This is a genomic window from Bradyrhizobium sp. UFLA05-89 (assembly GCF_059803475.1).
Genome location: NZ_JBANBA010000006.1, coordinates 118,521 through 143,566 on the forward strand (window position 1 = coordinate 118,521; position 25,046 = coordinate 143,566).

A 25,046-nucleotide genomic window follows, 5' to 3' on the forward strand; every position below is an offset into this window, starting at 1 on the left:
CATCCACAGAAGCGCGGCGGACCACCGCCGCGCGTCGCGATTGAAGTTGACGATCAGGCGGCCGGCCGCGCACTCGTCGGCGACGCATAAATATAGTAGTGCACGTAGCGATCCCGGCACTTCTCCTGTAGCTCCGCCTCGGACAGGTCCTCCGCGAACCGCGCCGGACTCATGAGGGACAGATCGTAGGTCGTACGACCGTTGACGATGAGCTCCACCAGTTGCTCACTCAAAGCCGGCGCGGTTGACAACCCCCCGACGTTGCAGCCGCCAATTACATAAAGATTTCTGACACCGGGCGCCTGTCCGATGATGTGGTGGCCGTCCATGGTCATCGTCGGCAATCCCCCACGGTGCTCACGCAGCGAAAGCTCCGTCTGGAAGATGGGAAACTGATCCTTGACGAGACCCGCAAGTCGCTTCAGCACGGCCAGATCGAGCTCGAGATTTTCGATCCGGAACGAGCCCGGCAGTTTGGAGAGATCGACCGGCATGGGATCGCTCTCGTATCCTCCGAACATCAGCCCGCCGCGATCCGGCCGCACATACACATTGGCATCGATGATGCGCGTAATCGGCTGCTGATTGCTCACCCCCGGCAGCGGATTGGTGATCATCAACTGGTGGCGCATGGCAACGGCTGGGACCTTGGTGCCAGCCAGGGAGGCGACGAAACGAAGCCATCCGCCGGCGGCATCCACAATGACGGGCGCAGAGAATTCACCGCGATCGGTGACGACCCGCGTGACAGCGCCGTGTTCGACAACCAGCTCGGAGACCTTCGTATGAGGCACCATCGTAGCCCCCAGCCGCACCGCGCCCTTCGCGTAGGCGCGCGGGACCTGCACCGGCTCCAGGAAGACGTCCCGCCGCATCAGCGTCGAACCGACGATTCCCTTGTTCTGCAGAAAGGGGTTGCGTTCGCACGCCTCCTCGGCCGTAATCATGTCGACTTCGAGCCCGAGCTTCTTCGCAGCGGCGACCCGCTCCGCCAACAGCTTGAGATGTTCCGGTCGACGTGCAACCGACATGCTGCCGGGCTGGAAGAATTCGATCGGCTCGCCCGTATCCTCGGCCAGGCGCTCGATCTTCTCGACCGCACGAACCGCAAGCCTGGTCATGACCTCGGTCGAGCGGACCTGACCGCTCAGCCCGGCGGCGCGCGCCGAGGTCTGCGAGGCGATCTCGGCCTGATCCAGCACCGCAACATCGCGTCCTGCCTTGGCGAGATGGAAAGCTGTGCTCGAGCCCAGCGCGCCCGAACCAATGACGATTGCATCAAACTTGTCCATAACCGGCTTTCCTTTCTTCCGATGATTGCGGGCTCAGGCGTGCTTCCATCAACTTGGCGAGATAGGACAGCGGCAACGCCATGATCAGGTACATGAGACCAACCGCGATATAGATCTGCAGCGGCATGAAGTATTCGCTGGTGAGATCCCGTGCCTGCAGCATCATCTCCGGTGCCGCAATAAGTGACGCAACCGACGTATCCTTGAGCAGCGCGATACCGTAGTTGCCCATCGGCGGCAGGACGATGCGAAGAGCCTGCGGCAACACGACGTAGCGAAGGACCTGAATGTTGCGCATGCCCAGCATCTGCGCGGCCTCGCGCTGCCCCTTGTCGATCGCCTGGATGCCGGACCGATAGACTTCGGCAACGTAGGCAGCACCGTTCAAGCCAAGGCCGAGCACGGCCGCATTGAACGAATTGAGCGTGATTCCGATCGAGGGCAGTCCGAAATAGATGACAAACAGCAGCGTCAACGACGGCATGCCGCGGACGATCTCTACGTAGCCATATGCAATCGCCCGCAGCCAGGCCCGCGAGGACAACCGGGCCAGCGCCAGCGGCAACGCGAGCACAGCGGCGAGGATGAAGGCCAGCGACATGAGTCGCAGCGTCCAGACGGCGCCGCGCAGGAGCTGGGGCAGCCATTCCAGAAACAGCGAAAAGAAGCCGATCATGTCAGCCTCCCGCGGCGGAGCCGGTTTTCGAGCCACTGGGCGAGCCGCGACAGCGGAAAGCTCATCGCGATGTAGATGACCGCGACCAGGATGTAGATCGGTCCGCTGAGATAGCTCTTCGTAACGAGGTTGCGGGCGTAGAAACTGAGTTCGGGCGCGGCAACGGCCGATGCGAGCGAAGTCTCCTTGAGTAGACCCACGGCAAAATTCGCCAGCGGCGGCAGGACCACCCGCATCGCCTGCGGCAAGATCACGTAACGAAGCGCCTTTGGGCGCGTCATGCCGATCATGAAAGCCGCCTCGAGCTGACCTGCATGGACCGACTGCAGGCCCGCACGGAAAACTTCCGTCAGATAAGCGCCGCCGTTCAAGCCGAAGCCGAGTACCGCCACGGGAATCGGATCCAGTTTCACACCGACCTGCGCCAGGCCGAAATACAACACGAACAGCTGGGTGAGGATCGGGACGCCGCGGAATATCTCGACGTAGGTCCTGATGCCCAGTTTGGCGAGGCGTGACGGAAACGTCTGGAGCAACCCCAAAACGAGTCCAATCAGAACCGCAACGATGAAGGCGCCGACCGTGATCTTGACGGTTGTTACCGCCCCCGAAAGCAAGACCGCCGTGAATTCAGGCAGCAACGGCAGTGCACGCGACCACTCGTTCACGACGCGAGCCCCGTTGGGGAAGCGCTACGTCGGTCACGTTGTGGGCGCAGCAGTGCCATCGTCCGCGGATGAGCCGGCTTGCTCAGAAGATCCCGCGGCGCTCCTTCGTCGACGACGGCTCCGTGATCCATCACGATGATGCGGTCGGCAACCTCCTCGGCGAACGACATTTCGTGAGTGACGATCAGCATCGTCATGCCCTCATTGGCAAGCTGCTGCATGACATCCAGCACCTCACCGACGAGCTCTGGATCCAGCGCAGACGTCGCCTCGTCGAACAGCATCAATTTCGGCTTCATCGCCAGCGAACGCGCGATCGCTATTCTCTGCTGTTGTCCGCCCGACAAGTGGTCGGGATAGGCGTTCGCCTTTTGCGGGAGGCCCACCTTTTCGAGAAGGCCGCGCGCTTCGGGTTCGACCTCGTCGCGCGGGCGCCTCAGGACCTTGAGCGGCCCGAGCATGATATTTTCGAGCGCCGTCAGATGCGGGAAGAGATTGAACCGCTGGAAGACCATGCCGATGCCGGTTCGAATGTCGGCGATCTCGCGGTCGGACATCGAAGTCCGCTGGCCATCGACGAACCTGTCACCGATGTATCTGCCGGCGACGATGACTTCACCGGAATTCGGCTTCTCCAGATGCGCAATGCATCGGAGAAGCGTCGTCTTGCCGGAGCCGCTCGAGCCGATGATTGCCACCCGTTCGCCGCCTGCGACGTTCAGGCTGACATGGTCGAGCGCCCTGTAATTTCCGAAGGTCTTGCAAAGGCCCGACACCTTCACAAGGGATGAGTTCGCTGCAACGTGATTCATGCCGCCTGCCTGCTCGCCTGGGATCGTTCAGCCGAACAAGGCCGAGTAGTCCTTTGGCTGGTGCGCCCATTTTCCAATGACGTTGCCGTTCTCGTCGCGGTCGACGCCGAGACGCGGATTGCTTTCGTTGGAAAGAGCTGCGAGGTAGTCGTCGGCCTCCATGCCGTATTTCTTCAGCAGCTTGCCGTTGGTGCCGGATCGCCAGAGCCAGCGGACACCGGCGTTCACGGCGTCGAAAAGATCGAAGTTTTCGACGTTCATGCCGATGACGGTGGTCTGCTTCTGGCCCAGCACGTCGAAGTCCGGCAACGAATCGGTCGGCACCAGCTTGAGGCTCCAGTTGGGATTCTGCTGGATCATGTAGGCGACCGTCGGCGCGTCCAGGAACGCGAAATCGAGACGCCCGGCCTGCACGTCACGCACGCACGCATCGGTCGTATCGTAGAGCTTGAGCTCGCTCGTTCCGGGAATTCTCTTCAGTTCGGGGACGATCGTGAATCCGCTGACCGTGCCGATGCTGCGGCCTTCATGTCGTCGACGACCAGGCGCGGGCCGACCTTCATGTCCTTTCGCGTCAAGGTGTACTTGCCGGTGTAGTAGATCGCGTCGGTCAGAAGCAGCACCTGCGAGCGCGCTTTCGTCCACCCCATATTGCCAAGCATGACGTCGGCGCGGCCTCCCCGGATCGACTCGATCGTCGCTGACCAGTCCATCAAGGCTGGCACCGTCTTGAGACCCATCCTCGTCGCGATTGCCGTGATCATCTCGCCATCGGCGCCAAGGATCTGACCGTCCTTGATGCTGGTCATCGGCATGTCCCCGTTCATCGCGACCGTCAGCGCCCCCGGCACCACCGTCTTGAATCCCTGCGGAACTGCCCTGGCGCTGCTTGCCATGACCAGGGCAGCGACCCCCCAATCGCTCCCGACAAGACGTCTCGACGGGAATGAAAGGCCATTCTCTGGCGCGAAGAAGAGTGGTCGAAAGACATGAGCTCCTCCTGATTGTTCCACATGGCAAGCAATCGCATCGCTCGAAGCGGTCGCGTGCCGGGCACCCCGACATTTTTATACCGTACGTCTGGTACAGTAACTGCTTTCGAGGCGTGTTGCAAGGCGATCGCATAAGCGCGTTTCACGCGACCTCGCCCTCAGGCTGTGCGGATTTCATCGTGCTCGCTTGAAGGACACTGCACGTCTCGGGCTCACGGCCCGCGGGGGCGCGTCACGGAGTTGCCTCGCGCAATAGGGCCGATCGCGGCGACGATCAGGCGACTTCTTCCGGACAGTTGGTCAACCGCGCGGGATTGCCGACAGCGGTGCAGCCGTCCGGCACGTCGGAGATCACAACCGACGCGGCGCCGATCTTGGCGAAGTCGCCGATGCGAATGTCACCAAGAATGGTCGCGCTGGCGCCGATGAAGACACGGTTTCCGATCCGAGGCGAGCGGGTCGGCAGTTCGCCATTCCGGCCAATGCTGACATTCTGGAGAATCGTCACGGCGTCGCCGATCACGGCGTTAGCACCGATCACGATGCCGCTGGCGTGGTCGAGATACACCGACGAGCCAATGTGCGCCGCGGGATGGATGCTGACCTGCAAGGCGTTGGATGCTTCGTTCTGAAAGAGCAGCGCGGCATCGATATGGCCGCGGCTCCAGAGCCAGTTCGAGACGCGCCATGCCTCGAGCGCGACATAGCCCTTGAAATGCAGCAGTGGCACAGCAGGCCCGCGATGGCAGGGTCCCGGATCGCGATGGCGCGCAAGTCGAGGCTTGCCGTCTCAATCAGGTCGGGCTGCTGACGGAAAGCGTCGTTGGCGAACGCGGTGAAGCGCGCACCCACAGTGGTATTGCTGCCGCCAAGACGGCGGCCGATCAGATCTGACAGAGCGGCGGCGAGATCGTCATGTGCGAGAACAGTTGCCGCCGAGACCGTGCCGAAGACGGGATCGGCTGCGGCCGCGTGTTCTGCCTCGCCGCGGATCGCCTGCCAGAGACTGGCGCTCGATATGCTTGCAGCCTCCGCCATCGCCGACCCCGGTCCTTCGCCGCCTGGTTTCGCCACTGAATATAGGATGTCCGCGGCGGTGTGGCACCAGGCTAGCAAAACCAAACCGCCCGCCTGCGGGGCTCGCAGGCGGGCGGCTCGGGGCCATCAGGACTTTTGGGGGCGTGCGCCTGAAGGCTTTGCGGATCGGATCAACCCTGCGGCGGCGGCTCGTTCGGCGGCGTCGGACGGGTCTTGTGCTGCGCCATGAACTGGTCGAACTCTTCCTTGTCCTTGGCGTGACGAAGCCGCGTCAGGAAATCCTTGAACTCGCGCTGCTCTTCCTCGAGCCGCTGAAGGGTCTCGGTGCGGTACTCGTCGAACGCGCGGTTGCCGGAGGACGGCGGCCCGAAGCCAAAGCCGAAGCCGCGGCGCTCCATGCGGTCGCGCATGCGGTCCATCTTGTACTGCATCTTCTCCATCTTGTTCTGCCAGCGATCGTGGCCGCTCCAGCACGACATTCTTCTGCTCCCGAGTGTGAAAAAGAGAAGGGCAAGCCCGATCGGCCACCAGATGATGAAGCCCAGGACGGTCACGGCAATCCAGCCGGGGTGCCAGGGCGTATCGAGCATGTGGGGGCGGTAGTAGGGGTCTTCCGAGGGGCCGCGCCATCGATTGACATCAGCGGTGTAGGCCATTTCCCATCTCCATCACGGCTGTCACGCCGTTGTGAATGTAAATAACATTTACATAGGTAGCCGATCCCTCGGTTTTGTCAAGCTGGCCACCAGACAGGCCCGCCGATTTATTTGCGCAACTTTATTTCAGCTTGCCCCAGGGGCTGTTGGGAGAGCCGGTCGAACCGGAGGATGCCTCCGGTGGCACCGGCGGCGGCTCGGCGCTTTTCGCCGTGGGACGACGGTCGATCGGGAAGCCGAGGCCGCGCAGATAGATCAGCACTTCGGCTTCGAGCAGCTCATCCGGCGACATCGGCAGCTTGCGGCGCGCACCATCGCCGCGGGAGAACAGCGAGGCCACGCCGTGCGACATCGACCAGATGTGCAGCGCCATCATCATCGCCGGCGGCCGCGGCGTGCCTGGCGGCGTCAAGGCCGCGAGGCGCTCGGCGGCCGCACGGATGACGCCGAAGGCGCGTTCGCCGGCAGCCATCAGCGCCGGATTGGCGTCGGCCGGCAGGCCGGATTCGAACATCGCGGAATAGAAAGCGGGCTCTTCGCGCGCGAAGGCGAGATAGGCTCTGCCGACGCGCTCGAACGCCGTGAGGGTGTCCGGGCGGCCATCATCCCAGGCCGCGGTCAGACGCGCCTCGAACTGTTCGAAGCCGCGCTGGGCGATCGAGGAGAGCAGTTCGTCGCGGTCGCGAAAGTGGCGGTATGGAGCGGCCGGGCTGACGCCTGCCATCCTCGCGGCATCCGCAAAGGTGAAGCCGGCCGCGCCTTTCTCGGCGATCAGCCCCAGCGCTGCCTGGAGCAACGCCTCCTTCAGATTGCCGTGATGATAGCCGCGCTCGGCGCGGCGCTGCTCGTCCTTGCGCCAGCTCATGTGAATGACTTTTACATGAGCCGTGCGCGAAGGTCACTAGCGCGGGCGGGGATTGATTAACCCGTACTTCCCCGGAATGGGAGCTAGCCGCCGGGAATCGGCAGCACCGGCATGATCTCGACCCGCTCGCCCGGGAAGATCGCGAAATGCGGATGGTTCTCGAACATTTTTGCCGCGGCCTCGTGCGAGGCAGCCTTGACCACGGTGAAGGCGCCCATCTCGTTGGCGATGTCGGCGACGCCTTTGGTATCGACCTTCTTGGTCTTGCCTAGCGGGCCGCCCATGGCCTGGATCGCGTCCTGGTGCTGCTGGACCCAGGCGTGCCACGCCGCCATGCCTTCCTTCTCCTTTGCCTTGCGTTCGGCTTCCGGCAGCGCAGTCCAGGCGGCCATCTTCGCGCTCTCCTTGCTACCGAGGAAGACGGCGAGATAGGTGTCGTTGGTGTTCATGGGCTTCACTCCTCTGTTGCGTTGACGCTTTGACGAAAGGCAATCGTGCAGGCTAGCGGCCGGACTGGCCGCCTTTCCGCAGCTCGGTGAAGCCGGCGGCCGCTTCCCGCACATCAGGCGAAAAGTCGGCCATCTCCTGCACCTGGCGGATCTCGATGATCTCGTTCGGCGAGGCCGGGCACTTCTTGGCCCAGGCGATCGCCTCATCGCGCGAAGCGACCTCGATCATCCAGTAGCCGCCCAAAACTTCCTTGGACTCGGCAAAGGGTCCGTCAGTCACGATGGGCTTGCCGGTCGCAAACGAGACCCGCGCGCCCGTCGAGGGCGGATGCAAACCTTCGAGCGTGATCAGAATGCCGGCATTCTGGAGCGCCTCGTTGTAGCGCATCATCGCGGCGACACGCTCGGGATCGAGTTGAACGTCCTTGGGCGCGGTCTCGTAGCCGAGCGGGATCATCAGCATCATGAATCGCATGGTGGCATCCTCTGGGTCATGTCAGTCCGCTTTCGCTTTGGGGCCGAGATCACCGGCTCTCACGGATAAGACGAACCGCATCCTGCAGTCCCGACATGCCGGTGAAAATTATTTCGGAGGTAAGGTCCGGTGAATCGCTCGCTGGCTCAACGATCCCAGCGCCGCGTCATCTCGCTCGCGCCTTCCGGCAGCATTTCGAAGATCGCTGACGCCAGCACGGCGTGGACGTGCAGCGTGACGGTTCCCGCGTTGCGGAAGCCGTGCTTGCGCCCGGCCGGCACCAGCACCGACTGTCCGGCGGCGACCCTTGCCTGCGTCTCCTCGAGCCAGATCTCCGCCTCGCCTTCGCGCACCGTCAACACCTCCTCGACGGGATGGCTGTGCGTCGGCGCGCCGGCGCCGGGGGCGACCCACTGCTCGAAGATGCAAAGCGCGGTGGCGCCGGTGCGGGCCGAGGCCAACATGCGGGTCTTGACGCCCGGCCGCCACTCTTCCAGCGCGGATGGATCGGAGGGCTGCATGCGGAGGCCTTTCTTGCGGGGAAGAAAGCACGGTAAAAGATGCGAAGGCCGTCCGCCTTGGTGGCCGGCGTTTCGGGCACGGGACAGATTAGCAGATGACTTCAGGCCAGCCAAAGGTTGCCCTCATTACCGGCGCTGCGCGCGGCATCGGACTTGCGACAGCCAGGAAGTTCCTCGCAGAGGGCTGGCGCGTGGCGCTGCTCGACATCGAGGACGATTTGCTCGCGCGCGCCGTCGCCGCAATCGACCGGCCCGATGAGACGTTGGCCTTGAGCTGCGACGTCTCCGACGCCGCAGCGGTCGGCGCCGCAATGAAAGGGATCGCGCAGCGGTTCGGCCGGCTCGACGCACTGGTCAACAATGCCGGCATTGCAGTGTTTGCACCGCTGATGGAGACGTCGGATAAGGACTGGAGCCGCATACTCGAGGTCAACCTCACCGGGCCCTTCGTCAGCACCAAGGCCGCGGTGCCCCTGATGCGCGAGTCCGCCGGCGGCGCCATCGTCAACATCACCTCGATCTCGGCGGTGCGCGCCTCGACGCTGCGCTCGGCCTACGGCACGAGCAAGGCGGGACTGGCGCATCTGACGAAGCAGCTCGCTGTCGAGCTGGCGGTACTCAACATCCGCGTCAACGCCGTCGCGCCCGGACCGGTCGACACCGCGATGGCCAAGGAGGTGCACACGCCGGAGATCCGCGCCGACTATCACGATGCCATCCCGCTCAACCGCTATGGCCTCGAAGAGGAACTCGCGGAGGCGATCTTTTTCCTGTGCTCGGATCGATCGAGCTACATCACCGGCCAAATTTTGGCCGTCGATGGCGGCTTCGATGCAGCAGGCATCGGCCTGCCGACGCTGCGCGGACAGCGGAGGAATGCGTAGACATTTGTAGTTCGTAGGGTGGGCAAAGCGAAGCGTGCCCACCATCTGTCCGGGTTGCGGCTGCATTGGTGGGCACGGCGCTTGCGCGCCTTTTGCCCACCCTGCGAGATTGGATGTGTGGAGAGTGCTATGCGACGCGTTGCATTGGTCAAGGCCGTGACGGTCGCCGCCGCATTGTTCGCAGCCTTGCCCGCGTCCGCCGAGATCCGCATCGTCCAATCTCCAGGCGGACGGGTCGGACCATTTCTCGAACTGTTCGAGCGGGTGCGCGACTCCGGCCAACGCGTGGTAATCGACGGGCCATGTCTGTCCGCCTGCACGCTGGTGCTGAGTCTGGTGCCCGGCGAGCGCATCTGCGTCACCAAGCGTGCGGTGCTCGGCTTCCATGCCGCCCGCTCGGTCGACCGGCAGGGCCGCTTCTATGCCGAGCCGGAAGCCTCCGAAGCGGTCTTGGCGGCCTATCCGGCGCCCGTGCGCGACTGGATCAGAAGCCGCGGCGGACTGACGTCGCGGCTGTTGCTGCTGAAGGGCCGCGAGCTCGCCGCAATCTATCCGCGATGCAGGTAACAATCGATGTCCACCTTCTCCCGCAATGGGAGAAGGTGCAGCGCGCGCGGCAGCGCTTCAATTCTTTCTCACATCCCTTCCGCCGGGCAGTTCACCATCCAGGGGATGCCGAACTGGTCGACGCACATGCCAAAGCCCTTGGCCCAGAACGTCTTGCTGAAGGGCATGGTGACGGTGCCGCCATCGGCGAGCGCGTTGAACTTGCGTTCGGCATCGGCCGCGTTGGTGATCGTCAGCGAGATCGAGAAGCCCTGCGGCTTCTGCGAGTGCTCGGGCGGCGCGTCCGAGGCCATCAGCACGCTGCCATCGGGAAGCGACATGCGCGCATGCATGATGGTCTTTTCGCGGCCGGGTGCAGCGGGCATCTCCGGCGGAGCGTCGGAGGCGCGCAGCATCGCCTCGACCTTTCCATCGAGCACGCGCGCATAATAGTTGAACGCGGCTTCGCACTTGTCCTGGTAGAACAGGTATGGATTGAGCATGGTTCTCTCCTTGACGTGAGGCTTCTACTTCTCGGTGAGCTTCTTCAGATTGGCGAGGCCGGTCTCGAAATCCTTGCCGATCATGTTATCCATGTTGACGAACACCTGCATCAGCTTGGACAGGAACGGGGCCGGACCGTACATCGCCCATGTGACCAGTGTTGCACTGCCTTGCGGCACAAACGTGAACTCGGCAATGTTGTGACCTTCGAAGGGGCGCTCGAAATCAAGCTTGATGCGAAGTTTCGGCGGTGTGCTCGCTTCGAGAATTTCCATGCGACCAGCACCGATGTCCTTGTTCCCGTCCCAGGCATAGATCGCGCCTTTGCCCTGCGTGCTACCGCCGAACGTGCGCTTCAGGCCGGGATCGCGCCCTTCGTAGGGCGACCAGCTCGTCCAGCGCTGGAAATCGGCGATGAGGGGGTAGATGGCATCGGCAGGCGCCATGACGGCGAGCGTGCGTTCGACGCGAAACATGTCCGGCTTGGTGGCGGCGAAGACGAGAAGGCCGGCGATGCCGGCGGCAATCACGATTGCGATAACGGCAACAGCTTTCAGCATGACGGGCTCCCTTCGATTGGCCCAAGGACGAAGGAGAGAGTGCGAGACCGACAGGCGCGGACGTTTTTTTTCGCCACACCATCCACCCGGCGTCATGGCCGGGCTCGTCCCGGCCATCCATGTTCTTGAGTGCTGACGGAAAGACGTGGATGCCCGGGACATCTAGCGCGAAGACGCGCTTCGCGCTTTTGCCCGGGCATGACGATCCGGAGAGCGTCTCGTTCTATTTCGCTTTCGCGCCCTCTTTGGACGCCTTCGGCTGGCTGTCCCTGATCAGGCGATCGAGATGCATGCGAATGTGGGCCGCCTCGGCCGAGGTGTTGGCGAGTGCGATCGCGCGGTCGAAAGCGACGCGGGCCTCGTCGTTGCGGCCGAGCTGCATCAGGAAGGCGCCGCGCACGCCGTAGAAATGGAAGTAGTTGGCGAGCTTGGGGGCGAGCGGCTCGATCAGCGCGAGGGCGGCCTCGGCCCCGCGCACCTTGGAGACCGCAACCGCTCGGTTGAGCGTCACCACCGGAGAGGGCTGCACGAGCTCGAGCGCACCATAGAGCAGGTCGATCTGGGTCCAATCGGTTTCCTCGGGCGTTGCCGCACGGGCGTGCAACGCCGCGATCGCCGCCTGGATCTGATAGGGGCCGCTCCTGCGATGGCGCATTGCCTTGTCGATCAGCGCGAGCCCCTCCGCGATCATGGTGCCACTCCACAGTGAGCGGTCCTGATCCTCGAGCAGGATCAGCGACCCATCGGCTGCAAACCGCGCCGCACTACGCGCATGCTGCAACAGCAATAGCGCGGTGAGCCCCATGATCTCCGGCTCGCCTGGAAACAGCCGCAACAAGAGCCGCGCCAGCCGGATCGCCTCCTCGCATAGCGGCTTGCGTATCTCGGCAGTGTCGCCGCTCGCCGAATAACCTTCGTTGAAGATCAGGTAGATCATCGCGGCGACGACCGCGAGCCGCTCGCCGCGCTCGGCGGCGCCGGGCGCCTCGAACGGCACGCCGGCATCGGCGATCTTCGCCTTGGCGCGGGTGATGCGCTGCTCCATCGCCGCTTCCGAGACCAGGAAGGCGCGCGCGATCTGCTTCACGGTCAGGCCGGAGACGATACGCAGCGCGAGTGCGATCTGCTGCGTCGCCGGCAGATCCGGATGGCAGCAGATGAACATCAGCCGCAGGATATCGTCGCGATAGTGCGAGCCGTCGAGCCGCTCGGCAAGCTTCCCTTCGGCATCGTCGAGATCTGAGATCGCCTGGTCGTCCTCCGGCAGCGGCTCCTGCTTGCGCGCGCGGCGCACCTCGTCGATCGCGACGTTGCGGCCGACCATGATCAGCCAGGCCGCTGGATCGCGCGGCGGCCCGTTCTGCGGCCAATTCTTCAGCGCGCGCAAGGACGCATTCTGGAACGCCTCCTCCGCGGTATCGAGATCGCGGAAATAGCGCAGCAGCGCGCCCACCGCCTGGGGCCGCGCCGAGGTCAGCGCGGTCTCGATCCAGGCGGCGTCGGTCTCGCTCACGTCAAACTCCCTCCCGGCCTGAACACGCCGACGGGACGCACCTCATAGGCACCGCCGGGATTGGCCGCGCCGAGATCGCGCGCGACGTCGAGCGCGTCGTCGAGGTTCTTGCAATCGACGATGTAGAAGCCGAGCAACTGCTCCTTGGTCTCGGCATAGGGACCGTCGAGCACCAGCGGCGGGTCTTCCTTCCGCAGCGTTGCGGCCGCCGTGGTGGGCAGGAGCCGCGCGACGGGACCGAGCCGGCCCTGCTTGGTGAGCTTGTCCTGCACCACGGCGAGCTTTTTCATCACGGCTTCGTCCTGCTCCTTGCTCCAGGAGCCGACAAAATCCTCATCGTGGTAGCAAAGGATGGCATAGAGCATGAGCAGGTCCTGTTTTCTCTCATTATGAAGACGACGCACTATGCCCCGCCCCGACACGACTTGCGGAAATTTTTTGCAAGAAATGTCCACGCGTTCGTGCCAAGGAGGGCCGTGAACCGGGAACTCGATGGGACATGACGAATGACTAAAGGCGCGCTGGCACTCCTGATCAACAGTCGCTCGCAGAACTGGCTGCCGGAGCGCTGGAAAGCGCGTTTTGAGGCGGTCTGCGGCGACCGGCGCGTGGTGCTGCTGCCTGATCCGGACCTCGACCTGGCCAAGGTGCACTATGCCGCGGTGTGGAAGCCGGTTCCCGGTGATCTCAAGGCTTTCCCGAATCTGCGCGCGATCTTCAATCTCGGCGCCGGCGTCGACGCGCTGATGGCGGACAACAGCCTGCCGGACGTGCCGTTGGTCCGCGTCGCCGTGCCCGATCTCACCGGACGTATGACCGAATATGTCGTGCTTCACGTGCTGATGCATCATCGGCAGGAGCTTTACCTGCGGCAGTCGCAGCGCGAGAAGGCCTGGGAGCCGAAATACCAATGGCCGGCGAGTGCAGTCACGGTCGGCATCATGGGGCTCGGCACGCTGGGCGCGGACGCCGCCGAGGTGCTGCGCCGGCTCGGCTTCCGCGTGGTGGGCTGGAGCCGCAGTCCGCGGAGCGTCGATGGCGTGGAGTCATTTCACGGCGCAGGCCAGATGGACGCGTTCCTGCGCGCGACCGACATTCTGGTCAGCCTGTTGCCACTGACGCCGCAGACGCACGGCATCCTCAACCGCGAGGTCTTCACGAAACTCAACCGCAGCAGCCCGCTCGGCGCGCCGGTCTTGATCAATGCCGGCCGCGGCGCCTTGCAGAACGAGGACGACATCCTCGTCTGCCTCGATGACGGCACGCTCGGTGCTGCCTCGCTCGACGTGTTCGTCGAGGAGCCGCTGCCGGCGGCAAGCCGCCTCTGGAGCCATCCGAAGGTGGTCGTGACGCCGCACAATGCGGCCGACACCGATGCGGATGCGATCTCGGCATATGTCGCGGAGCAGATCGCGCGTTTCGAGGCCGGCGCCGCACTGGAAAATGTGGTGGACCGGGCGCGCGGGTACTGAAGCGCCGGCTGACGAGCGTATTGGCCTTAGCGACGAGCGCCGAAAGCCAGCGGCGAGGCGCCGGGCGGCAGTGGCGAATTGATGTCGCTGTCGACGAGTCCGGACGACTGCTGGGTGAAGCTCGCGCCGAACGACAGGCTGAGATTCGACGTCGGACGGAATTCGATCCCGGCACTTGCGCGATAGCCGCCCGGCAGCGTCGGCGAGGTGGTGTCGAAGGGCGAGATCGGACCGCCGGTCCCGAGATTGTATTTCAATGTGTCGAAGCCAGTGTAAACCGTGACGGGTGCATTCGCGAAGTTATAGCCGAACTTCACGCCGTCGGACGAAAGCGAGCCGTAATTGCCGAACGCCCTCGCCTGATTGAAGCCATTCATGCTCCACGCCGTGCTGTCGCGTGAGCTGCTGAGAAACCAGCCGCGCGGGAGCTTGGACTGCGGATCGCCCGCATCGAAAGCCGGATTGTCGCCCCAGCCCATCGGCCAGCCCGAGTTCATGTAGGGCACAGGGGCAGCCTGGGCATGGGCCGTTCGCCCGCCCAGACAGAGCGCCACCAGGATCAATGCAAGGGCCGAACCGCGTGTGAAGATTAACATCCGTGGGACCTTCAGATATCCTGAAAGTATATGCGCCAGATGTCAGGAACGCCAGAACCGCCGCGGCGTGGTCAGAGATCGACGACGATATAGGTGTCTTCGACCGTCACGGGATATCGCTCGGCTACATAGGGGCCCATCACGAGATCGCCGCCCGCCTCGCGCATGACCTCGAAGCTTCGCAACTTGGTGCGGCGCGGATCGCACCAGGATTGGCCGGTCGCCATGTCGAACTCCCAGCCGTGCCAAGGGCAGCGCAGAAACTCGCCACGACGCTCAAGGCGGTAGTCGCCGGGGCCGGAAGACTGGCTGAGGCCGGTCACCGCGCCCGAGCAGATCGCAGCTCCACCGTGCGGACAGCGGTTGAGCAGTGCATACAGGCGCCCCTCGACATTGAACACGCCGATCTCGCGCCCGTCGACGACGACGACCTTGCGCGCGCCGGGCGGCAGCTCGGCTGCGGGGCAGACCACATGGCGGCTCATGCGAGGCGATACAATGCCATCGCATTGTCCCTGAAGATCTTGCGGCGCTGCTCTTCTGTCATCGGGAATTTGAACGCGAAGGACGGATTGTCATAGTCCCAGTGCGGATAGTCCGATGAATAGAGCAGCCGGTCCCAACCGATCCAGTCGATGATCTCGACGATGTGGCGCGACTGCGCCGGCTCCTCGATCGGCTGCGTCGTCCACCAGATGTGTTCGCGCAGATATTCCGAGGGACGCCGCTTGAGATGCGCGACCTCCTTGCGGAATTTCTCGAAGTGCTTGTCCATGCGCCAGGCCAGCGCCGGCGCCCAGCCGAAGCCGCCCTCGACCAGCACGACCTTCAGTTTCGGGAAACGCTCGAACACGCCCTCGATGATCAGGCTGCTGGCCAGCGCTTCCATGCAGGCCACGAAGACGTAGTGCTCCTGCAAATAGAACGTCGGCCAGCCGGAGCCAGTGGAAGGATGGCCGCCATTGTAGCCGACCGGATGCAGGCCGATCGGCAGGCCGGCACGCTCCGCCGCCTCATAGATCGGCCAATAGCGCCGATGGCCCAGCGGATCCGACGGCCGCGACGACAGCATGATCTGCACGTAGCGGCGATCGCCGGCGCAACGTTCGATCTCTGCGACCGCCGCCTCGGGAAACTCCTGCGGCACGACGATGCCGGCGCGAAGCCGCGGCTCCTCGCGCACCCAGCGATCGATCTGCCAGTCATTGGTGGCGCGCGACAGCGCCGCCGCAAGACCGGGATTGCGCTCCTCCATGCCGCCCTTGCTGAGCGCCATCAACAGGCCGAACTCGACATTGACGGGATCCAGATGCTGCTTGCGAAGGAGATCGAGATCGGATCCCGCAGGGCCACCGCCTTCAGGAAGCGAATCCGCGCGCATGCCGGCAGCCATCATGCGCGGATACATCAACCCGTTCGGCAGCGCCTGCCGCACATGCACGCCATGGGTCTGGTAGTGCTCGCGCCAGCGCGGCGCGAGATAGGGCAAGAGTTCGGTGGGCGTACGGTGCGCCGGATGGATATCGCAATCGACGATCGCGAGCGTCTGGCGAGACTTCTGTTCGATGAAAGGTGCATTCATCTGACGTTCTCCTTCGTCTGCTCGGCAGCGGGTGCAGTCGCGACCTGCGCCAGACGGGGATAGGTCTGAAGCGCATTCTCGACGAGGATTTTGATGAGCGAGTGCGCCGACAGCCCGTCCGGCAGCACGTCATCGCCGTCGAACTGCCAGTGCGGATAGTCGGTGGAGAACAGCAACACCTGATCGGTACCGATGCGGTCGATCGTTTGCGCAACCGCCGTCGCGTCGGGCGCATCGAACGGCTGGATGGTAAAGCGCAGATGCTCGCGGATGATGTCCGAGGGCCAGCGGTCGATCCAGGGGACTTCCGGTCGCGCGCCGCGCCAGGTCTTGTCGGTGCGCCACACCGTCATCGGCAGCCAGCTCACGCCGGACTCGAGCATCACCACCTTGAGCCGCGGAAAGCGGCGGAATACGCCCTCGGCGACGAGGCTGATGGTCTGGTTGGCGAAGGCCTGGGCCTGCGCCACGTAGTCCTCGAACTGGTAGGACGGCCAGCCCACGATCGTCGGCGCGTAGCGGTAGGTGCTGCCCGCATGCACGGCAATGACGAGCCCATGCCGCTCAGCCGCCTCGTAGAGCGGGAAGAACTCGCGGCGCCCGAGCAGCTTCTCGCCCATCACGGGCAACAGCACCTGCACGAAGCGCTGATCCGGCGCAACACGCTCGATCTCGGCGACGGCCTGTGCCGGATCCTGCGGAGCCACCAGGATCGAGCCACGCAGCCGCGGTTCGCGATCGAGCCATTCGGCGCGGAGCCAGTCGTTCACTGCGCGGCAGATTGCCGCCGCCAGATCATCATTGTAGAGCGCGATCGCACCGTGGATCACATTGGCGATCCCGAAGCCGAGATCGAAGGCGTCGAGAACTTGGGCGCGCAGCGTATCGAGATCGCTTCGCCCGGCCTGCGGCACGCGCCAGTCGGCCCGTGCGCTGATCGGGGCGTTCGGCGGATAGCTCATCATGGCGAACTGCATGCGGTCGATCGCGCGGTTGGTGATCTGATCGCGCCAGTAGTCGTCGAGATAAGGCAGCAACTGCGCCATGCTCGGCATCGGCGGATGCAGATCGCAATCGATCGCCCCTGCAAACGGTATTCTCATCTTCGGCCTCCGTTGCTGCGCGCGAATGCGGCTAGGCTGTTGCCGTCTGGTCAATCTTGCGCGCCGCTGCAGTGTGCTTGCGCTGCGATATTCCCAGCACCAGGACGCAAGCCGCCACCACCAGCGGCGGCAGCGCGGCGAGCAGGAACAGGCTCGAGAACGGCAGGTGCTGCGCGATCAGGATCCCGGCGACCAGCGGTCCGCTGATCGAGCCGATCTTGGCGACCGACAACGCCCAGCCGACGGCCGTCGTGCGGTTGGCGCTGGAATAGAACTGGCCGACCGAGCTGTTCAGGCCCTGGTGACCGCCAACCACGAAGAAGCCGACACACGCCATCGTCGCAAGGTAGGTGCTGTCGCCAAGACCGGCCCAGCCGAGCGAAGCGACCAAGGGTGAGGCAATCAGCGGCACGATCGCAATGGCGATGACGCCGAAACGATCGAGCACGCGGCCGATGGTGAGGCCGCCGACTGCGCCGCCCAGGCTGAACACAGTCAACCCCATGGCGGCTTGCGCGGGCGTATGCCCGGACGCCTCCGCCAGGATCGGCGTCCAGCTATTGAGGAAGAACATCGTGATCGAGCTTGCGATATAGGCCACCCACAGGAACGGCGTGATGACCGCAAGCCGCCCGTCGAACAGTGTCGCGAGTTTCGACAGGAGACCCGTGTCGGCCGTACCGGGCGTAGCTTCATCACGAAGTATGAAGCGCGTCGTTGCCTGCGCCTGGAGTGCGGGCTCGATCCGGTTCAGGATGCGGGCGATTTCTGCAGGCTCGCGATTGCGCACCACGAGGAACTTGATCGATTCCGGAAGCGCGAAATAGCACAGCGCTGCGCCGAGGAGAGGCAGCACGCCGCCGATCCAGAACACGATGGTCCAGCCGAACTGCGGCACGAGACCGGCGGCGATGAAGCCACCGATGCTGCTGCCCGCGACATAGCCGACCATGATGATCGCGACCGCCGTGCCGCGGTACCGGCTCGGCGCATATTCCAGGTTCAGCGCGTAGCACAGCGGCGACAATCCGCCGATGCCGATACCCGCGAGGAAGCGAAGCACGATGAGGCTGGTAATGTCGCTGGCCCACACCGTCGCGAGCGTGAAGCCGCCGAACACCAGCATCGATGCCACGATCGAGAGCCGCCGGCCGATGCGATCGCCGAGCGATCCGAACACGAGGCCGCCGACGAGGATGCCGAAAATGCCGGCGCTGAAGACGACGCCGAGCGCTGCCCGCTCGATGCCCCAGGAGCGGATAATTGACGGCGCGGCGAAGGCCATCGCCTGAAGATCGTAACCGTCCAGGAACATGATCGTCGTCGACAGGATCAGGACGGTGAGGACCAGGCCGTTGCGGCGCTGGCGCTCGATGACGTCGGTGACATCGATGACGTCGGGTGCGCTCATGCTCGTTCCTCCGCGTTGCCGTTCGCTTGTTTTGGTGACGGCTTATCGCGCCAAGGAGCCTATTTCCTTCGAGAACGAGGGAGAATAAGCTATTTCGCGCGATGATCTTTTCCGGATCGGATTAAATGGCGGATAGCCTTTTGAATATGAAGGCGTTTCTGGCGACCGCGCGGGCCGGCAGCTTCTCCGAGGCGGGCCGGCAGCTCGGGGTCGCGCCGTCCGTCATCACCAAGCGGGTCGGTCAACTGGAATGGTCGCTAAAGGCTACGCTGCTGCGACGGAGCACGCGGCGCCTGGCGCTCACCGAGGTCGGTGAACGCTACCTCGATGTCATCCGCCAGATCGTCCGCGAATACGACGAGATGGCCAAGGGGATCATGCGATCGCCGAACGAACTCGAGGGCCAGTTGCGGATAAAGGCGCCGGCATCACCGATGGTCATCGACCTCGCCCAACTGCTGTCGTCGTTTCAGATCAAGTATCCGCGCGTGACTCTCGACGCGGTGCTGGTGGACCGCACGGTCAATCCAGTCGAAGAGGGCTTTGACATCGTGCTCACCATGATGCCGTCGTCCTTCGACGGCGTGCTCGAGGAACCCCTGCACGTCTTCGAACGCGTGCTTTGTGCCGCGCCTTCCTATCTGGCGCGGCGCGGCCATCCCCGGCATGCCCGCGATCTCGTCAATCATGATTGCATCGTGTTTTCGCCGATCGGGCCGGCCTGGACCTTCGAAGGCCGCAACGGCGTGACGACGGTGGCGGTTCGGCCCCACCTCGTGACCAACAACGGCGCGCTCGTGATCGACAGCCTGTGCGCGGGCAGCGGAATTGCGATCGTCTCGCGCACCGCGGCGGCGGAGCGCCTCAAGTCCGGCGCGCTCATCGAGCTGCTCCCGCAACTCCAGGTCCCTGATCTCTGGCTCAAGGCGCTGGTCCCGGCGACGCGCTCCAATCTCGCGCGTGTGCAGACCCTGCTCGGCTCCATTCGCGATGCCTTCCGGGAAGCCGCGACAGGGGCACCGGCACTCGCGCGGGACGCGGGGTAGCCGCGCTCTCGCCCTTATCAGGGCGAACGATTAGCCTTTCACTCCCACCATCACATCGATCGCACCCTTCACGATCGCATCGAGCTCCTTGCGCGGGACGCGGGCGCGCGAACGGATGGCGACGGTGTGGATGGTGGCCGAGGCGAGCTGCGCCAGCACGACCGGATCGGCGCTGTCGGGCAGCTCGCCCTTCTCCTTGGCGCGGCGGAAGCAATTGGCAAAAGCCTTGTCGAGCTCGGCGAGGCCGTCCAGCACCATGGCGCGGATCTCGGGATCGCCGACAGCTTCGGATGCCGCGGTCACCACGGTGAAGCAACCGCGCGGACCGGTCTCGCCCGAGAGATAGATGGCGAGCGCGGAGGAGAAGATGCGCTCCAGCCGTTCGCGCAGCGGCAGATCCGCACGAAAGATCTCCACCATCACTGCGCGGGCCTGCTCGCGGTAGCGCTGATAGCTTTTGATGTAGAGCTCACGCTTGTCGCCGAAGGCGCCGTAGAGGCTCGGCCGATTCATGCCGGTAGCCTCGCTGAGATCGTCGAGCGAGGTCGCGGCAAAGCCCTGGGTGCGGAACAGGTCGAGCGCCTTGCCGAGCGCGACATCGGGCTCGTAGGCGCGCGGCCGGCCGCGGCGCTTCTGTGGCTCGGGGGGACCGACAGACGGACCTTTCGATTTTTGTACCATCTCGCAAATAATCCTTGACCGCCTTCATATTATGCGGAACAGTACAAAAATCAATCCGGCCGGGTTGCAAACGCAAGGTCAAACGATACCACGCCCAAGGAGGTACCCCATGGATCTCTATTTCTCGCCGCTCGCCTGCTCGATGGCGACCCGGGTCGCGCTGTATGAAGCCGGCGCTGAGGCGAATTATCTCGAAGTCGATTCACCGACCAAGACCGTGCTGAAGGACGGTTCCGACTTCCGCGCCGTGAATCCGATCGGCCTCGTGCCGACGCTACGCACCGACGAGGGCGTGGTGCTGACGGAGAACGCGGCGATCCTGCAATATGTCGCCGACCGCTTTCCGCAGTCTGGCCTCGGCACCGCGTCCGGCATCGATCGCACGCGGCTGCATCAATGGCTCTGCTTCATCGGCACCGAGTTGCACAAGGGACTGTTCATCCCCGTGCTCGACCGCAAAGCGCCGCAGGAAAGCAAGGCCTATGCGCTGGAGAAGAACCTGTCGCGGCTCGACTATCTCGACAATTACCTGGAGGGCCGCGACTACCTGCTCAATCACTTCACCGTCGCAGATGCCTATCTCGTGACGGTGATCAACTGGACGATGGCGACACCGCCGATCGACCTCGCCAAATGGCCGAACGTGAAGGCCTATTACGAGCGCCTCAAGCAACGCCCGTCGATCGCAAAGGCGATCGCGGAGGAGTTCGAGCTGTACAGGGCTGAGCAGGCGCGACGGAAGGCGGCGGCGTAAGTCGCGTCGATCGACATATCGTCCCGACCACGGCCGGGACGATCACGTGCCGCGGGAAAAATAGCGCCGGTTGCGAAGGAAGGCGATGCTGGTCTCGATGCTGCGCAGTGGATCGGCAGAGACGTCCTGCTCGACGAAGGCGTGCTGCACGCCGCTTGCGGACATGGCCGCGAATATCCCCGCGAAGTCGATCGTGCCCTGACCAAGCTCGGTGGTCGATCCGTCCTTCGCCATGTCCTTGAGATGAACCAGGCGAAATCGCGATGGATAGGCGTTCAGCACGTCGGCGGCATTGCGGCCTCCCCTGGTCGCCCAGTAGACGTCAAGCTCGAGCGTGACGACACGCTCGTCGGTGCGGCTGAGCAGAACGTCGTAGGGCTGGATGCCGCCAGCGAGCGCTCGAAACTCGAAATCATGATTGTGATAGGCGAGCGTCAAGCCGGAACCCGCCGCAAGTTCGCCGATCCTGTTCAGATCGTCGCAGATCCGCTTCCAGTCGTCGATCGTCTGTCGCACCGGTGGGTCCAGCCACGGGCAGACGACGAAGCGGCTGTCGAGCGAATGGGCGGTCTCGAAGGATGACGCGGTCTTATCCCGCAGGCCGGTGTAGTCGAGATGCAGCGACGGTGCGGTGAGATCGAGGCTGCGCAAGAGTTCCCGGGTGCGACCCACGTCAGGGCCGAGAATGCCAGCGAACTCCACCTCGCGGTAGCCAAGGCGAGCAACCTTGCGGAGGGTGCCCTCGAAATCGCTCTTCAGGAGGTCGCGGACTGTATAGAGCTGGAGACCAATCTTGCGCCCCTCGCCGCCGGATGCCGGGGCAGCTCCCAGCGCCGCCGCGGCAGCGAGGCCTCGAAGGACGTCGCGCCTGCTGACCGGCGGGTTGCCGAGGCGGCGACGCATGGCTATTTCGGCGCCTCGAGGACGATACCGTAACGACGATAGATCCGATCGATCGTGCCGTCGGCACGCAAGCGCTCGATCGCTCCATCGACCGCATCGCGCAACGCGTCGTCCGGGCGAACCATGCCGACGGCGACGTTCCAGTTCAAGTCGGTCACGCTTTCGTCGCGAGCGAGGATCCGAAGCGGCTTCTCCGGATGCGTCAAGTTGAAATAGCTCGCCGCCGTCGGCGTGACCGCCGCGGCGTCCAGTTCATTGTTCGACAGGGCGTCGAGGCTGTCACTCTCGAAGCCGAAAGTCGAAGTCGGCACGCGCCGCTGGCCGATGATCATGGCGGCGACGGAGCCGACCTGCACACCAACTTTGGTATGCTCGTTCAGGCTCTTGAACGAGCTCAGCGTGCTCGAGGATGGCACCGCCAGCGCAACGCCCGTGCGGTAGTACGGTTTCGAGATTCTCAAGCGGGTTTCGCCTTGCGCCTCGCGGTCGGCGATGACGTCGAGAAGAACATCGCAGGTGGCGCTACGCATCTGATACTGCGTGATGATCCAGTCGAGCCTGAGCGAGACGCCGAGCTCTCGCGCCAGTGCCTGTCCCAGCTCGACCTGAAATCCCGGCGGATCGCCGGCCTTGCTCGCGAAGGGAAGCGAGTTGGGATGGGCGCACAGCCCGAGCGCGCCGGAGGAGCGGATGGCCTCCAGGGTTCGCGCCTGCGCCGCTGCCGAGAGCGCGACGGCAGCACCGATGATGAGCGAGAGGATCATCTTCATTCCGAAGGCCCCTGTGGATGGATCGGGCTCGTCACGGCTCAGCCCGCGCGCGGTTTAAGGCCGCGAATGTACGTGACGATCTGATCGATCTGCACGTCAGTCAGGGCGCCGTCGAAGGCCGGCATCGCACCTTGCTTGCCGTGCTTGATGCGGTTGCGAATGAAGTCGTCGTCGCGCTGCGTGTTCATGAGCTGCGGTCCCTTGCCGGCGGCCCGGCCGCCGTCGGAGTGACAAAAGCCGCAAGTGCCCGCGAACAACTGTTCGACGTCCAATGTCTCGCTGTCCGGTGCAGGTGTGGGAGATTGCGCCTGCACCGCGGCACACGACAATGAAGCGGCCAGTACTACGACGGGCAATGCGGCGATCCTGTTGGCACACGGCAAGGCGTCGCGCTCCAGTTCCTTACATCGGCACTTCGACAGGCCGGGGAGCAGGCTTGCGCCCGCTCCCCGGCAGTTCGTTTGCACTGAGCCTATTTCAGGCTGTAGACGATCAGCGCGCCGTCGTCGCGCGGCATGCTCTTGTAGACACCGCCGAAGTTCGGCGCATAGTCGTCCGACAACATGCCGCCAAAGCCGGCCGTCACTGCGATGTATTGCTTGCCGCCCGCGGTGTAGCTGATGATGCCGCCCTGGTGACCGGTGCCGTCGGAGTGGTTCCACAACTCGGCCCCGCTCTCGGCATCGTAGGCGTGAAGCATGCCGCGGGAGTCAGGCACGAAGACGAGATTCCCTGCGGTCGACAGCACGCTGCCGAGCGGAGGCTCGGGATAGCGGATTTCCCATTTCTTTGCTCCCGTGATGGGATCGCGCGCGTCGAGGTGTCCATAGATCTCGCCGCCCGGAGGAGGCGCCATCTTGAAATCGGCGCCGATGTTGAGCTGGGCCTGGGGCGTGGTGACCGGAGTCGTCTTCTGGACTTCCAGCGTCATGCACCATTCCTGGCCAAGCTTGTAGTAGAGGCCCGTCTTCGGGTTGTACGAGCCGGCGTTCCAGCTGACGCCGCCGCCGATGTATGGGCACAGCGGCGGTTCGGTGACTTTCCCGACGGCGAAGTCGCGACGGCCGATCAGCTCGCCCGTCTTCGGATCGATGCTCTTGACGAAATTGATGTTCTGGACGAGCGGCCAGACGTTCTTGAGGCCGAGATTGCGGTCATAGACGAAGACGAAACCGCTCTTGTTCGGATGAACCACGTATTTCTGGCCATCACGCTCGAGCATCACGAACTCACCGACGGCACTGTCGAAGTCCCAGGCGTCGTGCGGCAGTTCCTGATGATAGAACTTCAGCTTGCCACTATCGAGATCGAGACCGATCACCGAGCTCGTATAGAGATTGTCGCCGGGCCGTGCGCCCTGCGTCTTGAAGTCGGCGCCCGACCAGTCATAGAGCGGCGCCGGATTGGCGGTGCCCCACAGGACGGTGTTGGTTTCGGAATCGTAGGTCCCCGGCATCCAGCCGCCACCGCCGCCGGTGCGCCAGGCATCATTGCCCCACGTCTTCATGGCATCGTCGGTGCCGGCGACCGTGAGGAACTCCCACTTCTTCTTGCCCGTCGTGGCGTCCACGGCGAAGATCGGGCCGCGGCCGGGCCACTCACCGCCCTGCGAGCCGATGATCACGGTGCCCTTGGCATAGAGCGGCGCACCGGTGAAGCCGACCGTCAGCTTCTGCGAGTCTATCAGCTTGGTTTCCCAGAGGACCTTGCCTGACTTCGCATCGAGCCCGAACAGGCGACCGTCCATCGTTCCGACGAAGACCTTGCCCTCGCCGAGCGCGACGCCGCGATTATAGGGAGAATGGGTCTGGCGCGCGATCAGCGCCTCGTCGAGCTCGGGGAAATAGGACCAGATCACCTCGCCGGTAGCGCCATTGAGCGCGAATACCCGACTGTAGGACCCCGTGTAGTAGAGCACGCCGTCGGCGGCGACCGGCATGGACTGCAGGCCACGCGTGGAGCGGCCGGGAATATGGATCCAGGCCACACCGAGATTGCCGACATTGCCCGCGTTGATCTGTGAAAGCGGGCTGTAGTGATAGGATTTGTAGGAACCGTGATAGGTCAGCCAGTCGTTCTGGCCGGCAGCCTCGATGCGCGCAGTGTCCACGGTTTGAGCCAGGGCCGACGACACGGTGAGTGTCGCACCAACGACAAGAGGCAGACCAGAATAGCACCACCACGTCTTCATGTGCAGTTCCTCCCGCTTTTGTGCTTGTTGACCGCGTTATGCGAACGCCGCCGCGAGGGACATTTGCAGCCCAATATCTGTCGGTT

The 25,046-nt window shown here is 64.0% G+C and carries 30 protein-coding genes and 1 pseudogene; 5 read left to right on the top strand and 26 right to left on the bottom strand.

The annotated features are described in order from the left end of the window. Nucleotides 1–53: 53 nt before the first annotated feature. From SO139_RS05450 to SO139_RS05505, 12 genes and pseudogenes are all read right to left on the bottom strand, one after another. On the bottom strand, nucleotides 54–1,292 hold the full coding sequence (locus SO139_RS05450) for an NAD(P)/FAD-dependent oxidoreductase (RefSeq protein ID WP_449376895.1): 1,239 nt from the start codon (nucleotides 1,290–1,292) through the stop codon (nucleotides 54–56). Continuing rightward, nucleotides 1,279–1,968 carry an amino acid ABC transporter permease gene (locus tag SO139_RS05455; RefSeq protein ID WP_449376896.1) on the bottom strand — a complete coding sequence of 230 codons (690 nt, stop codon included), beginning with the start codon at nucleotides 1,966–1,968 and terminating at the stop codon, nucleotides 1,279–1,281. Before SO139_RS05455 ends, SO139_RS05450 begins: the two co-directional genes overlap by 14 nt. Beyond that, complete coding sequence (locus SO139_RS05460; protein ID WP_449376897.1) at nucleotides 1,965–2,636, bottom strand: amino acid ABC transporter permease; 672 nt, start codon at nucleotides 2,634–2,636, stop codon at nucleotides 1,965–1,967. Before SO139_RS05460 ends, SO139_RS05455 begins: the two co-directional genes overlap by 4 nt. Then, nucleotides 2,633–3,448 carry an amino acid ABC transporter ATP-binding protein gene (locus SO139_RS05465; RefSeq protein WP_449376898.1) on the bottom strand — a complete coding sequence of 272 codons (816 nt, stop codon included), beginning with the start codon at nucleotides 3,446–3,448 and terminating at the stop codon, nucleotides 2,633–2,635. Before SO139_RS05465 ends, SO139_RS05460 begins: the two co-directional genes overlap by 4 nt. A gap of 27 nt (nucleotides 3,449–3,475) precedes the next feature. Beyond that, nucleotides 3,476–3,871, bottom strand: coding sequence for a type 2 periplasmic-binding domain-containing protein (locus SO139_RS05470; protein WP_498539753.1), 396 nt, complete (start codon nucleotides 3,869–3,871; stop codon nucleotides 3,476–3,478). 53 nt (nucleotides 3,872–3,924) lie between these two features. Continuing rightward, complete coding sequence (locus tag SO139_RS05475) at nucleotides 3,925–4,344, bottom strand: transporter substrate-binding domain-containing protein (protein WP_498539754.1); 420 nt, start codon at nucleotides 4,342–4,344, stop codon at nucleotides 3,925–3,927. Between the two features lie 370 nt (nucleotides 4,345–4,714). Next, a pseudogene (locus tag SO139_RS05480) lies at nucleotides 4,715–5,478 on the bottom strand (serine acetyltransferase domain-containing protein). A 170-nt stretch (nucleotides 5,479–5,648) separates the two neighbouring features. Continuing rightward, entirely contained in the window at nucleotides 5,649–6,134 is a 486-nt protein-coding gene (locus SO139_RS05485; RefSeq protein ID WP_449376900.1) for a DUF2852 domain-containing protein, read from the bottom strand. A gap of 121 nt (nucleotides 6,135–6,255) precedes the next feature. After that, on the bottom strand, nucleotides 6,256–6,999 hold the full coding sequence (locus SO139_RS05490; protein ID WP_449376901.1) for a TetR/AcrR family transcriptional regulator: 744 nt from the start codon (nucleotides 6,997–6,999) through the stop codon (nucleotides 6,256–6,258). A gap of 83 nt (nucleotides 7,000–7,082) precedes the next feature. Further along, entirely contained in the window at nucleotides 7,083–7,448 is a 366-nt protein-coding gene (locus SO139_RS05495; protein WP_449376902.1) for a hypothetical protein, read from the bottom strand. A gap of 52 nt (nucleotides 7,449–7,500) precedes the next feature. Further along, nucleotides 7,501–7,923 carry a YciI family protein gene (locus SO139_RS05500; RefSeq protein ID WP_449376903.1) on the bottom strand — a complete coding sequence of 141 codons (423 nt, stop codon included), beginning with the start codon at nucleotides 7,921–7,923 and terminating at the stop codon, nucleotides 7,501–7,503. A 146-nt stretch (nucleotides 7,924–8,069) separates the two neighbouring features. Beyond that, on the bottom strand, nucleotides 8,070–8,444 hold the full coding sequence (locus SO139_RS05505) for a cupin domain-containing protein (RefSeq protein WP_449376904.1): 375 nt from the start codon (nucleotides 8,442–8,444) through the stop codon (nucleotides 8,070–8,072). A 95-nt stretch (nucleotides 8,445–8,539) separates the two neighbouring features. Between SO139_RS05505 and SO139_RS05510 the strand changes: the two genes are divergently transcribed. Next, on the top strand, nucleotides 8,540–9,328 hold the full coding sequence (locus SO139_RS05510) for an SDR family NAD(P)-dependent oxidoreductase (RefSeq protein ID WP_449376905.1): 789 nt from the start codon (nucleotides 8,540–8,542) through the stop codon (nucleotides 9,326–9,328). A gap of 129 nt (nucleotides 9,329–9,457) precedes the next feature. Beyond that, nucleotides 9,458–9,895, top strand: a complete 438-nt coding sequence (locus tag SO139_RS05515; RefSeq protein ID WP_449376906.1) for a hypothetical protein — start codon at nucleotides 9,458–9,460, stop codon at nucleotides 9,893–9,895. A 68-nt stretch (nucleotides 9,896–9,963) separates the two neighbouring features. Here SO139_RS05515 and SO139_RS05520 read toward each other — a convergent pair whose 3' ends face one another. From SO139_RS05520 to SO139_RS05535, 4 genes are all read right to left on the bottom strand, one after another. Further along, the gene (locus SO139_RS05520) at nucleotides 9,964–10,377 is read right to left on the bottom strand and encodes a VOC family protein (protein ID WP_449376907.1); all 414 of its coding nucleotides are present in this window, start codon (nucleotides 10,375–10,377) and stop codon (nucleotides 9,964–9,966) included. Nucleotides 10,378–10,401: 24 nt separating this feature from the next. Continuing rightward, on the bottom strand, nucleotides 10,402–10,938 hold the full coding sequence (locus SO139_RS05525) for an SRPBCC family protein (protein ID WP_449376908.1): 537 nt from the start codon (nucleotides 10,936–10,938) through the stop codon (nucleotides 10,402–10,404). 223 nt (nucleotides 10,939–11,161) lie between these two features. Continuing rightward, nucleotides 11,162–12,451, bottom strand: coding sequence for an RNA polymerase sigma factor (locus SO139_RS05530; RefSeq protein WP_449376909.1), 1,290 nt, complete (start codon nucleotides 12,449–12,451; stop codon nucleotides 11,162–11,164). Then, on the bottom strand, nucleotides 12,448–12,816 hold the full coding sequence (locus SO139_RS05535) for a YciI family protein (protein WP_449376910.1): 369 nt from the start codon (nucleotides 12,814–12,816) through the stop codon (nucleotides 12,448–12,450). The genes SO139_RS05530 and SO139_RS05535 overlap by 4 nt, the downstream gene beginning before the upstream one ends. A gap of 141 nt (nucleotides 12,817–12,957) precedes the next feature. On the opposite strand from SO139_RS05535, the gene SO139_RS05540 reads away from it, so the two are divergent. Further along, nucleotides 12,958–13,923, top strand: coding sequence for a 2-hydroxyacid dehydrogenase (locus SO139_RS05540; RefSeq protein WP_449376911.1), 966 nt, complete (start codon nucleotides 12,958–12,960; stop codon nucleotides 13,921–13,923). Between the two features lie 26 nt (nucleotides 13,924–13,949). On the opposite strand, the gene SO139_RS05545 is transcribed toward SO139_RS05540, so the two are convergent. The 5 genes from SO139_RS05545 to SO139_RS05565 all read right to left on the bottom strand — a co-directional run bounded on the left by SO139_RS05545 (nucleotide 13,950) and on the right by SO139_RS05565 (nucleotide 18,615). After that, on the bottom strand, nucleotides 13,950–14,519 hold the full coding sequence (locus tag SO139_RS05545) for a hypothetical protein (protein ID WP_449376912.1): 570 nt from the start codon (nucleotides 14,517–14,519) through the stop codon (nucleotides 13,950–13,952). A gap of 71 nt (nucleotides 14,520–14,590) precedes the next feature. Beyond that, complete coding sequence (locus tag SO139_RS05550) at nucleotides 14,591–15,004, bottom strand: Rieske (2Fe-2S) protein (RefSeq protein WP_449376913.1); 414 nt, start codon at nucleotides 15,002–15,004, stop codon at nucleotides 14,591–14,593. Beyond that, a complete protein-coding gene (locus SO139_RS05555) occupies nucleotides 15,001–16,101 on the bottom strand; it encodes an amidohydrolase family protein (protein WP_449376914.1) in 1,101 nt (366 codons plus the stop codon). The genes SO139_RS05550 and SO139_RS05555 overlap by 4 nt, the downstream gene beginning before the upstream one ends. Next, nucleotides 16,098–17,204: an amidohydrolase family protein gene (locus tag SO139_RS05560; protein ID WP_449376915.1), complete on the bottom strand. Its 1,107-nt coding sequence runs from the start codon at nucleotides 17,202–17,204 to the stop codon at nucleotides 16,098–16,100. Before SO139_RS05560 ends, SO139_RS05555 begins: the two co-directional genes overlap by 4 nt. 31 nt (nucleotides 17,205–17,235) lie before the next feature. Continuing rightward, complete coding sequence (locus SO139_RS05565; RefSeq protein WP_449376916.1) at nucleotides 17,236–18,615, bottom strand: MFS transporter; 1,380 nt, start codon at nucleotides 18,613–18,615, stop codon at nucleotides 17,236–17,238. Nucleotides 18,616–18,740: 125 nt separating this feature from the next. On the opposite strand from SO139_RS05565, the gene SO139_RS05570 reads away from it, so the two are divergent. After that, the gene (locus tag SO139_RS05570; RefSeq protein WP_498539755.1) at nucleotides 18,741–19,661 is read left to right on the top strand and encodes a LysR family transcriptional regulator; all 921 of its coding nucleotides are present in this window, start codon (nucleotides 18,741–18,743) and stop codon (nucleotides 19,659–19,661) included. A gap of 30 nt (nucleotides 19,662–19,691) precedes the next feature. Here SO139_RS05570 and SO139_RS05575 read toward each other — a convergent pair whose 3' ends face one another. Further along, nucleotides 19,692–20,342, bottom strand: coding sequence for a TetR/AcrR family transcriptional regulator (locus tag SO139_RS05575; protein ID WP_498539756.1), 651 nt, complete (start codon nucleotides 20,340–20,342; stop codon nucleotides 19,692–19,694). Nucleotides 20,343–20,451: 109 nt separating this feature from the next. Here SO139_RS05575 and SO139_RS05580 point away from each other — a divergent pair, with 109 nt between their 5' ends. After that, nucleotides 20,452–21,096 (top strand): glutathione binding-like protein, encoded by a 645-nt coding sequence (locus SO139_RS05580; protein ID WP_498539757.1) that lies wholly within the window; start codon nucleotides 20,452–20,454, stop codon nucleotides 21,094–21,096. Nucleotides 21,097–21,138: 42 nt separating this feature from the next. On the opposite strand, the gene SO139_RS05585 is transcribed toward SO139_RS05580, so the two are convergent. From SO139_RS05585 to SO139_RS05600, 4 genes are all read right to left on the bottom strand, one after another. Continuing rightward, entirely contained in the window at nucleotides 21,139–21,999 is an 861-nt protein-coding gene (locus SO139_RS05585) for a sugar phosphate isomerase/epimerase family protein (protein ID WP_498539758.1), read from the bottom strand. Nucleotides 22,000–22,001: 2 nt separating this feature from the next. Continuing rightward, nucleotides 22,002–22,769 carry a substrate-binding periplasmic protein gene (locus tag SO139_RS05590; RefSeq protein WP_498539759.1) on the bottom strand — a complete coding sequence of 256 codons (768 nt, stop codon included), beginning with the start codon at nucleotides 22,767–22,769 and terminating at the stop codon, nucleotides 22,002–22,004. 38 nt (nucleotides 22,770–22,807) lie between these two features. After that, nucleotides 22,808–23,041, bottom strand: a complete 234-nt coding sequence (locus tag SO139_RS05595; RefSeq protein ID WP_449376922.1) for a c-type cytochrome — start codon at nucleotides 23,039–23,041, stop codon at nucleotides 22,808–22,810. A 200-nt stretch (nucleotides 23,042–23,241) separates the two neighbouring features. Then, a complete protein-coding gene (locus SO139_RS05600) occupies nucleotides 23,242–24,960 on the bottom strand; it encodes a pyrroloquinoline quinone-dependent dehydrogenase (RefSeq protein ID WP_498539760.1) in 1,719 nt (572 codons plus the stop codon). Nucleotides 24,961–25,046: the final 86 nt, after the last annotated feature.

What these genes read in the sequence shown, in the direction of transcription:
- SO139_RS05450 (WP_449376895.1), bottom strand. Translation starts at nt 1,292, where the DNA reads ATGGACAAGTTTGATGCAATCGTCATTGGTTCGGGCGCGCTGGGCTCG.
- SO139_RS05455 (WP_449376896.1), bottom strand. Translation starts at nt 1,968, where the DNA reads ATGATCGGCTTCTTTTCGCTGTTTCTGGAATGGCTGCCCCAGCTCCTG.
- SO139_RS05465 (WP_449376898.1), bottom strand. Translation starts at nt 3,448, where the DNA reads ATGAATCACGTTGCAGCGAACTCATCCCTTGTGAAGGTGTCGGGCCTT.
- SO139_RS05475 (WP_498539754.1), bottom strand. Translation starts at nt 4,344, where the DNA reads ATGGCAAGCAGCGCCAGGGCAGTTCCGCAGGGATTCAAGACGGTGGTG.
- SO139_RS05485 (WP_449376900.1), bottom strand. Translation starts at nt 6,134, where the DNA reads ATGGCCTACACCGCTGATGTCAATCGATGGCGCGGCCCCTCGGAAGAC.
- SO139_RS05490 (WP_449376901.1), bottom strand. Translation starts at nt 6,999, where the DNA reads ATGAGCTGGCGCAAGGACGAGCAGCGCCGCGCCGAGCGCGGCTATCAT.
- SO139_RS05495 (WP_449376902.1), bottom strand. Translation starts at nt 7,448, where the DNA reads ATGAACACCAACGACACCTATCTCGCCGTCTTCCTCGGTAGCAAGGAG.
- SO139_RS05500 (WP_449376903.1), bottom strand. Translation starts at nt 7,923, where the DNA reads ATGCGATTCATGATGCTGATGATCCCGCTCGGCTACGAGACCGCGCCC.
- SO139_RS05505 (WP_449376904.1), bottom strand. Translation starts at nt 8,444, where the DNA reads ATGCAGCCCTCCGATCCATCCGCGCTGGAAGAGTGGCGGCCGGGCGTC.
- SO139_RS05510 (WP_449376905.1), top strand. Translation starts at nt 8,540, where the DNA reads ATGACTTCAGGCCAGCCAAAGGTTGCCCTCATTACCGGCGCTGCGCGC.
- SO139_RS05515 (WP_449376906.1), top strand. Translation starts at nt 9,458, where the DNA reads ATGCGACGCGTTGCATTGGTCAAGGCCGTGACGGTCGCCGCCGCATTG.
- SO139_RS05520 (WP_449376907.1), bottom strand. Translation starts at nt 10,377, where the DNA reads ATGCTCAATCCATACCTGTTCTACCAGGACAAGTGCGAAGCCGCGTTC.
- SO139_RS05525 (WP_449376908.1), bottom strand. Translation starts at nt 10,938, where the DNA reads ATGCTGAAAGCTGTTGCCGTTATCGCAATCGTGATTGCCGCCGGCATC.
- SO139_RS05535 (WP_449376910.1), bottom strand. Translation starts at nt 12,816, where the DNA reads ATGCTCTATGCCATCCTTTGCTACCACGATGAGGATTTTGTCGGCTCC.
- SO139_RS05540 (WP_449376911.1), top strand. Translation starts at nt 12,958, where the DNA reads ATGACTAAAGGCGCGCTGGCACTCCTGATCAACAGTCGCTCGCAGAAC.
- SO139_RS05545 (WP_449376912.1), bottom strand. Translation starts at nt 14,519, where the DNA reads ATGTTAATCTTCACACGCGGTTCGGCCCTTGCATTGATCCTGGTGGCG.
- SO139_RS05550 (WP_449376913.1), bottom strand. Translation starts at nt 15,004, where the DNA reads ATGAGCCGCCATGTGGTCTGCCCCGCAGCCGAGCTGCCGCCCGGCGCG.
- SO139_RS05555 (WP_449376914.1), bottom strand. Translation starts at nt 16,101, where the DNA reads ATGAATGCACCTTTCATCGAACAGAAGTCTCGCCAGACGCTCGCGATC.
- SO139_RS05560 (WP_449376915.1), bottom strand. Translation starts at nt 17,204, where the DNA reads ATGAGAATACCGTTTGCAGGGGCGATCGATTGCGATCTGCATCCGCCG.
- SO139_RS05565 (WP_449376916.1), bottom strand. Translation starts at nt 18,615, where the DNA reads ATGAGCGCACCCGACGTCATCGATGTCACCGACGTCATCGAGCGCCAG.
- SO139_RS05570 (WP_498539755.1), top strand. Translation starts at nt 18,741, where the DNA reads ATGGCGGATAGCCTTTTGAATATGAAGGCGTTTCTGGCGACCGCGCGG.
- SO139_RS05575 (WP_498539756.1), bottom strand. Translation starts at nt 20,342, where the DNA reads ATGGTACAAAAATCGAAAGGTCCGTCTGTCGGTCCCCCCGAGCCACAG.
- SO139_RS05580 (WP_498539757.1), top strand. Translation starts at nt 20,452, where the DNA reads ATGGATCTCTATTTCTCGCCGCTCGCCTGCTCGATGGCGACCCGGGTC.
- SO139_RS05585 (WP_498539758.1), bottom strand. Translation starts at nt 21,999, where the DNA reads ATGCGTCGCCGCCTCGGCAACCCGCCGGTCAGCAGGCGCGACGTCCTT.
- SO139_RS05590 (WP_498539759.1), bottom strand. Translation starts at nt 22,769, where the DNA reads ATGAAGATGATCCTCTCGCTCATCATCGGTGCTGCCGTCGCGCTCTCG.
- SO139_RS05600 (WP_498539760.1), bottom strand. Translation starts at nt 24,960, where the DNA reads ATGAAGACGTGGTGGTGCTATTCTGGTCTGCCTCTTGTCGTTGGTGCG.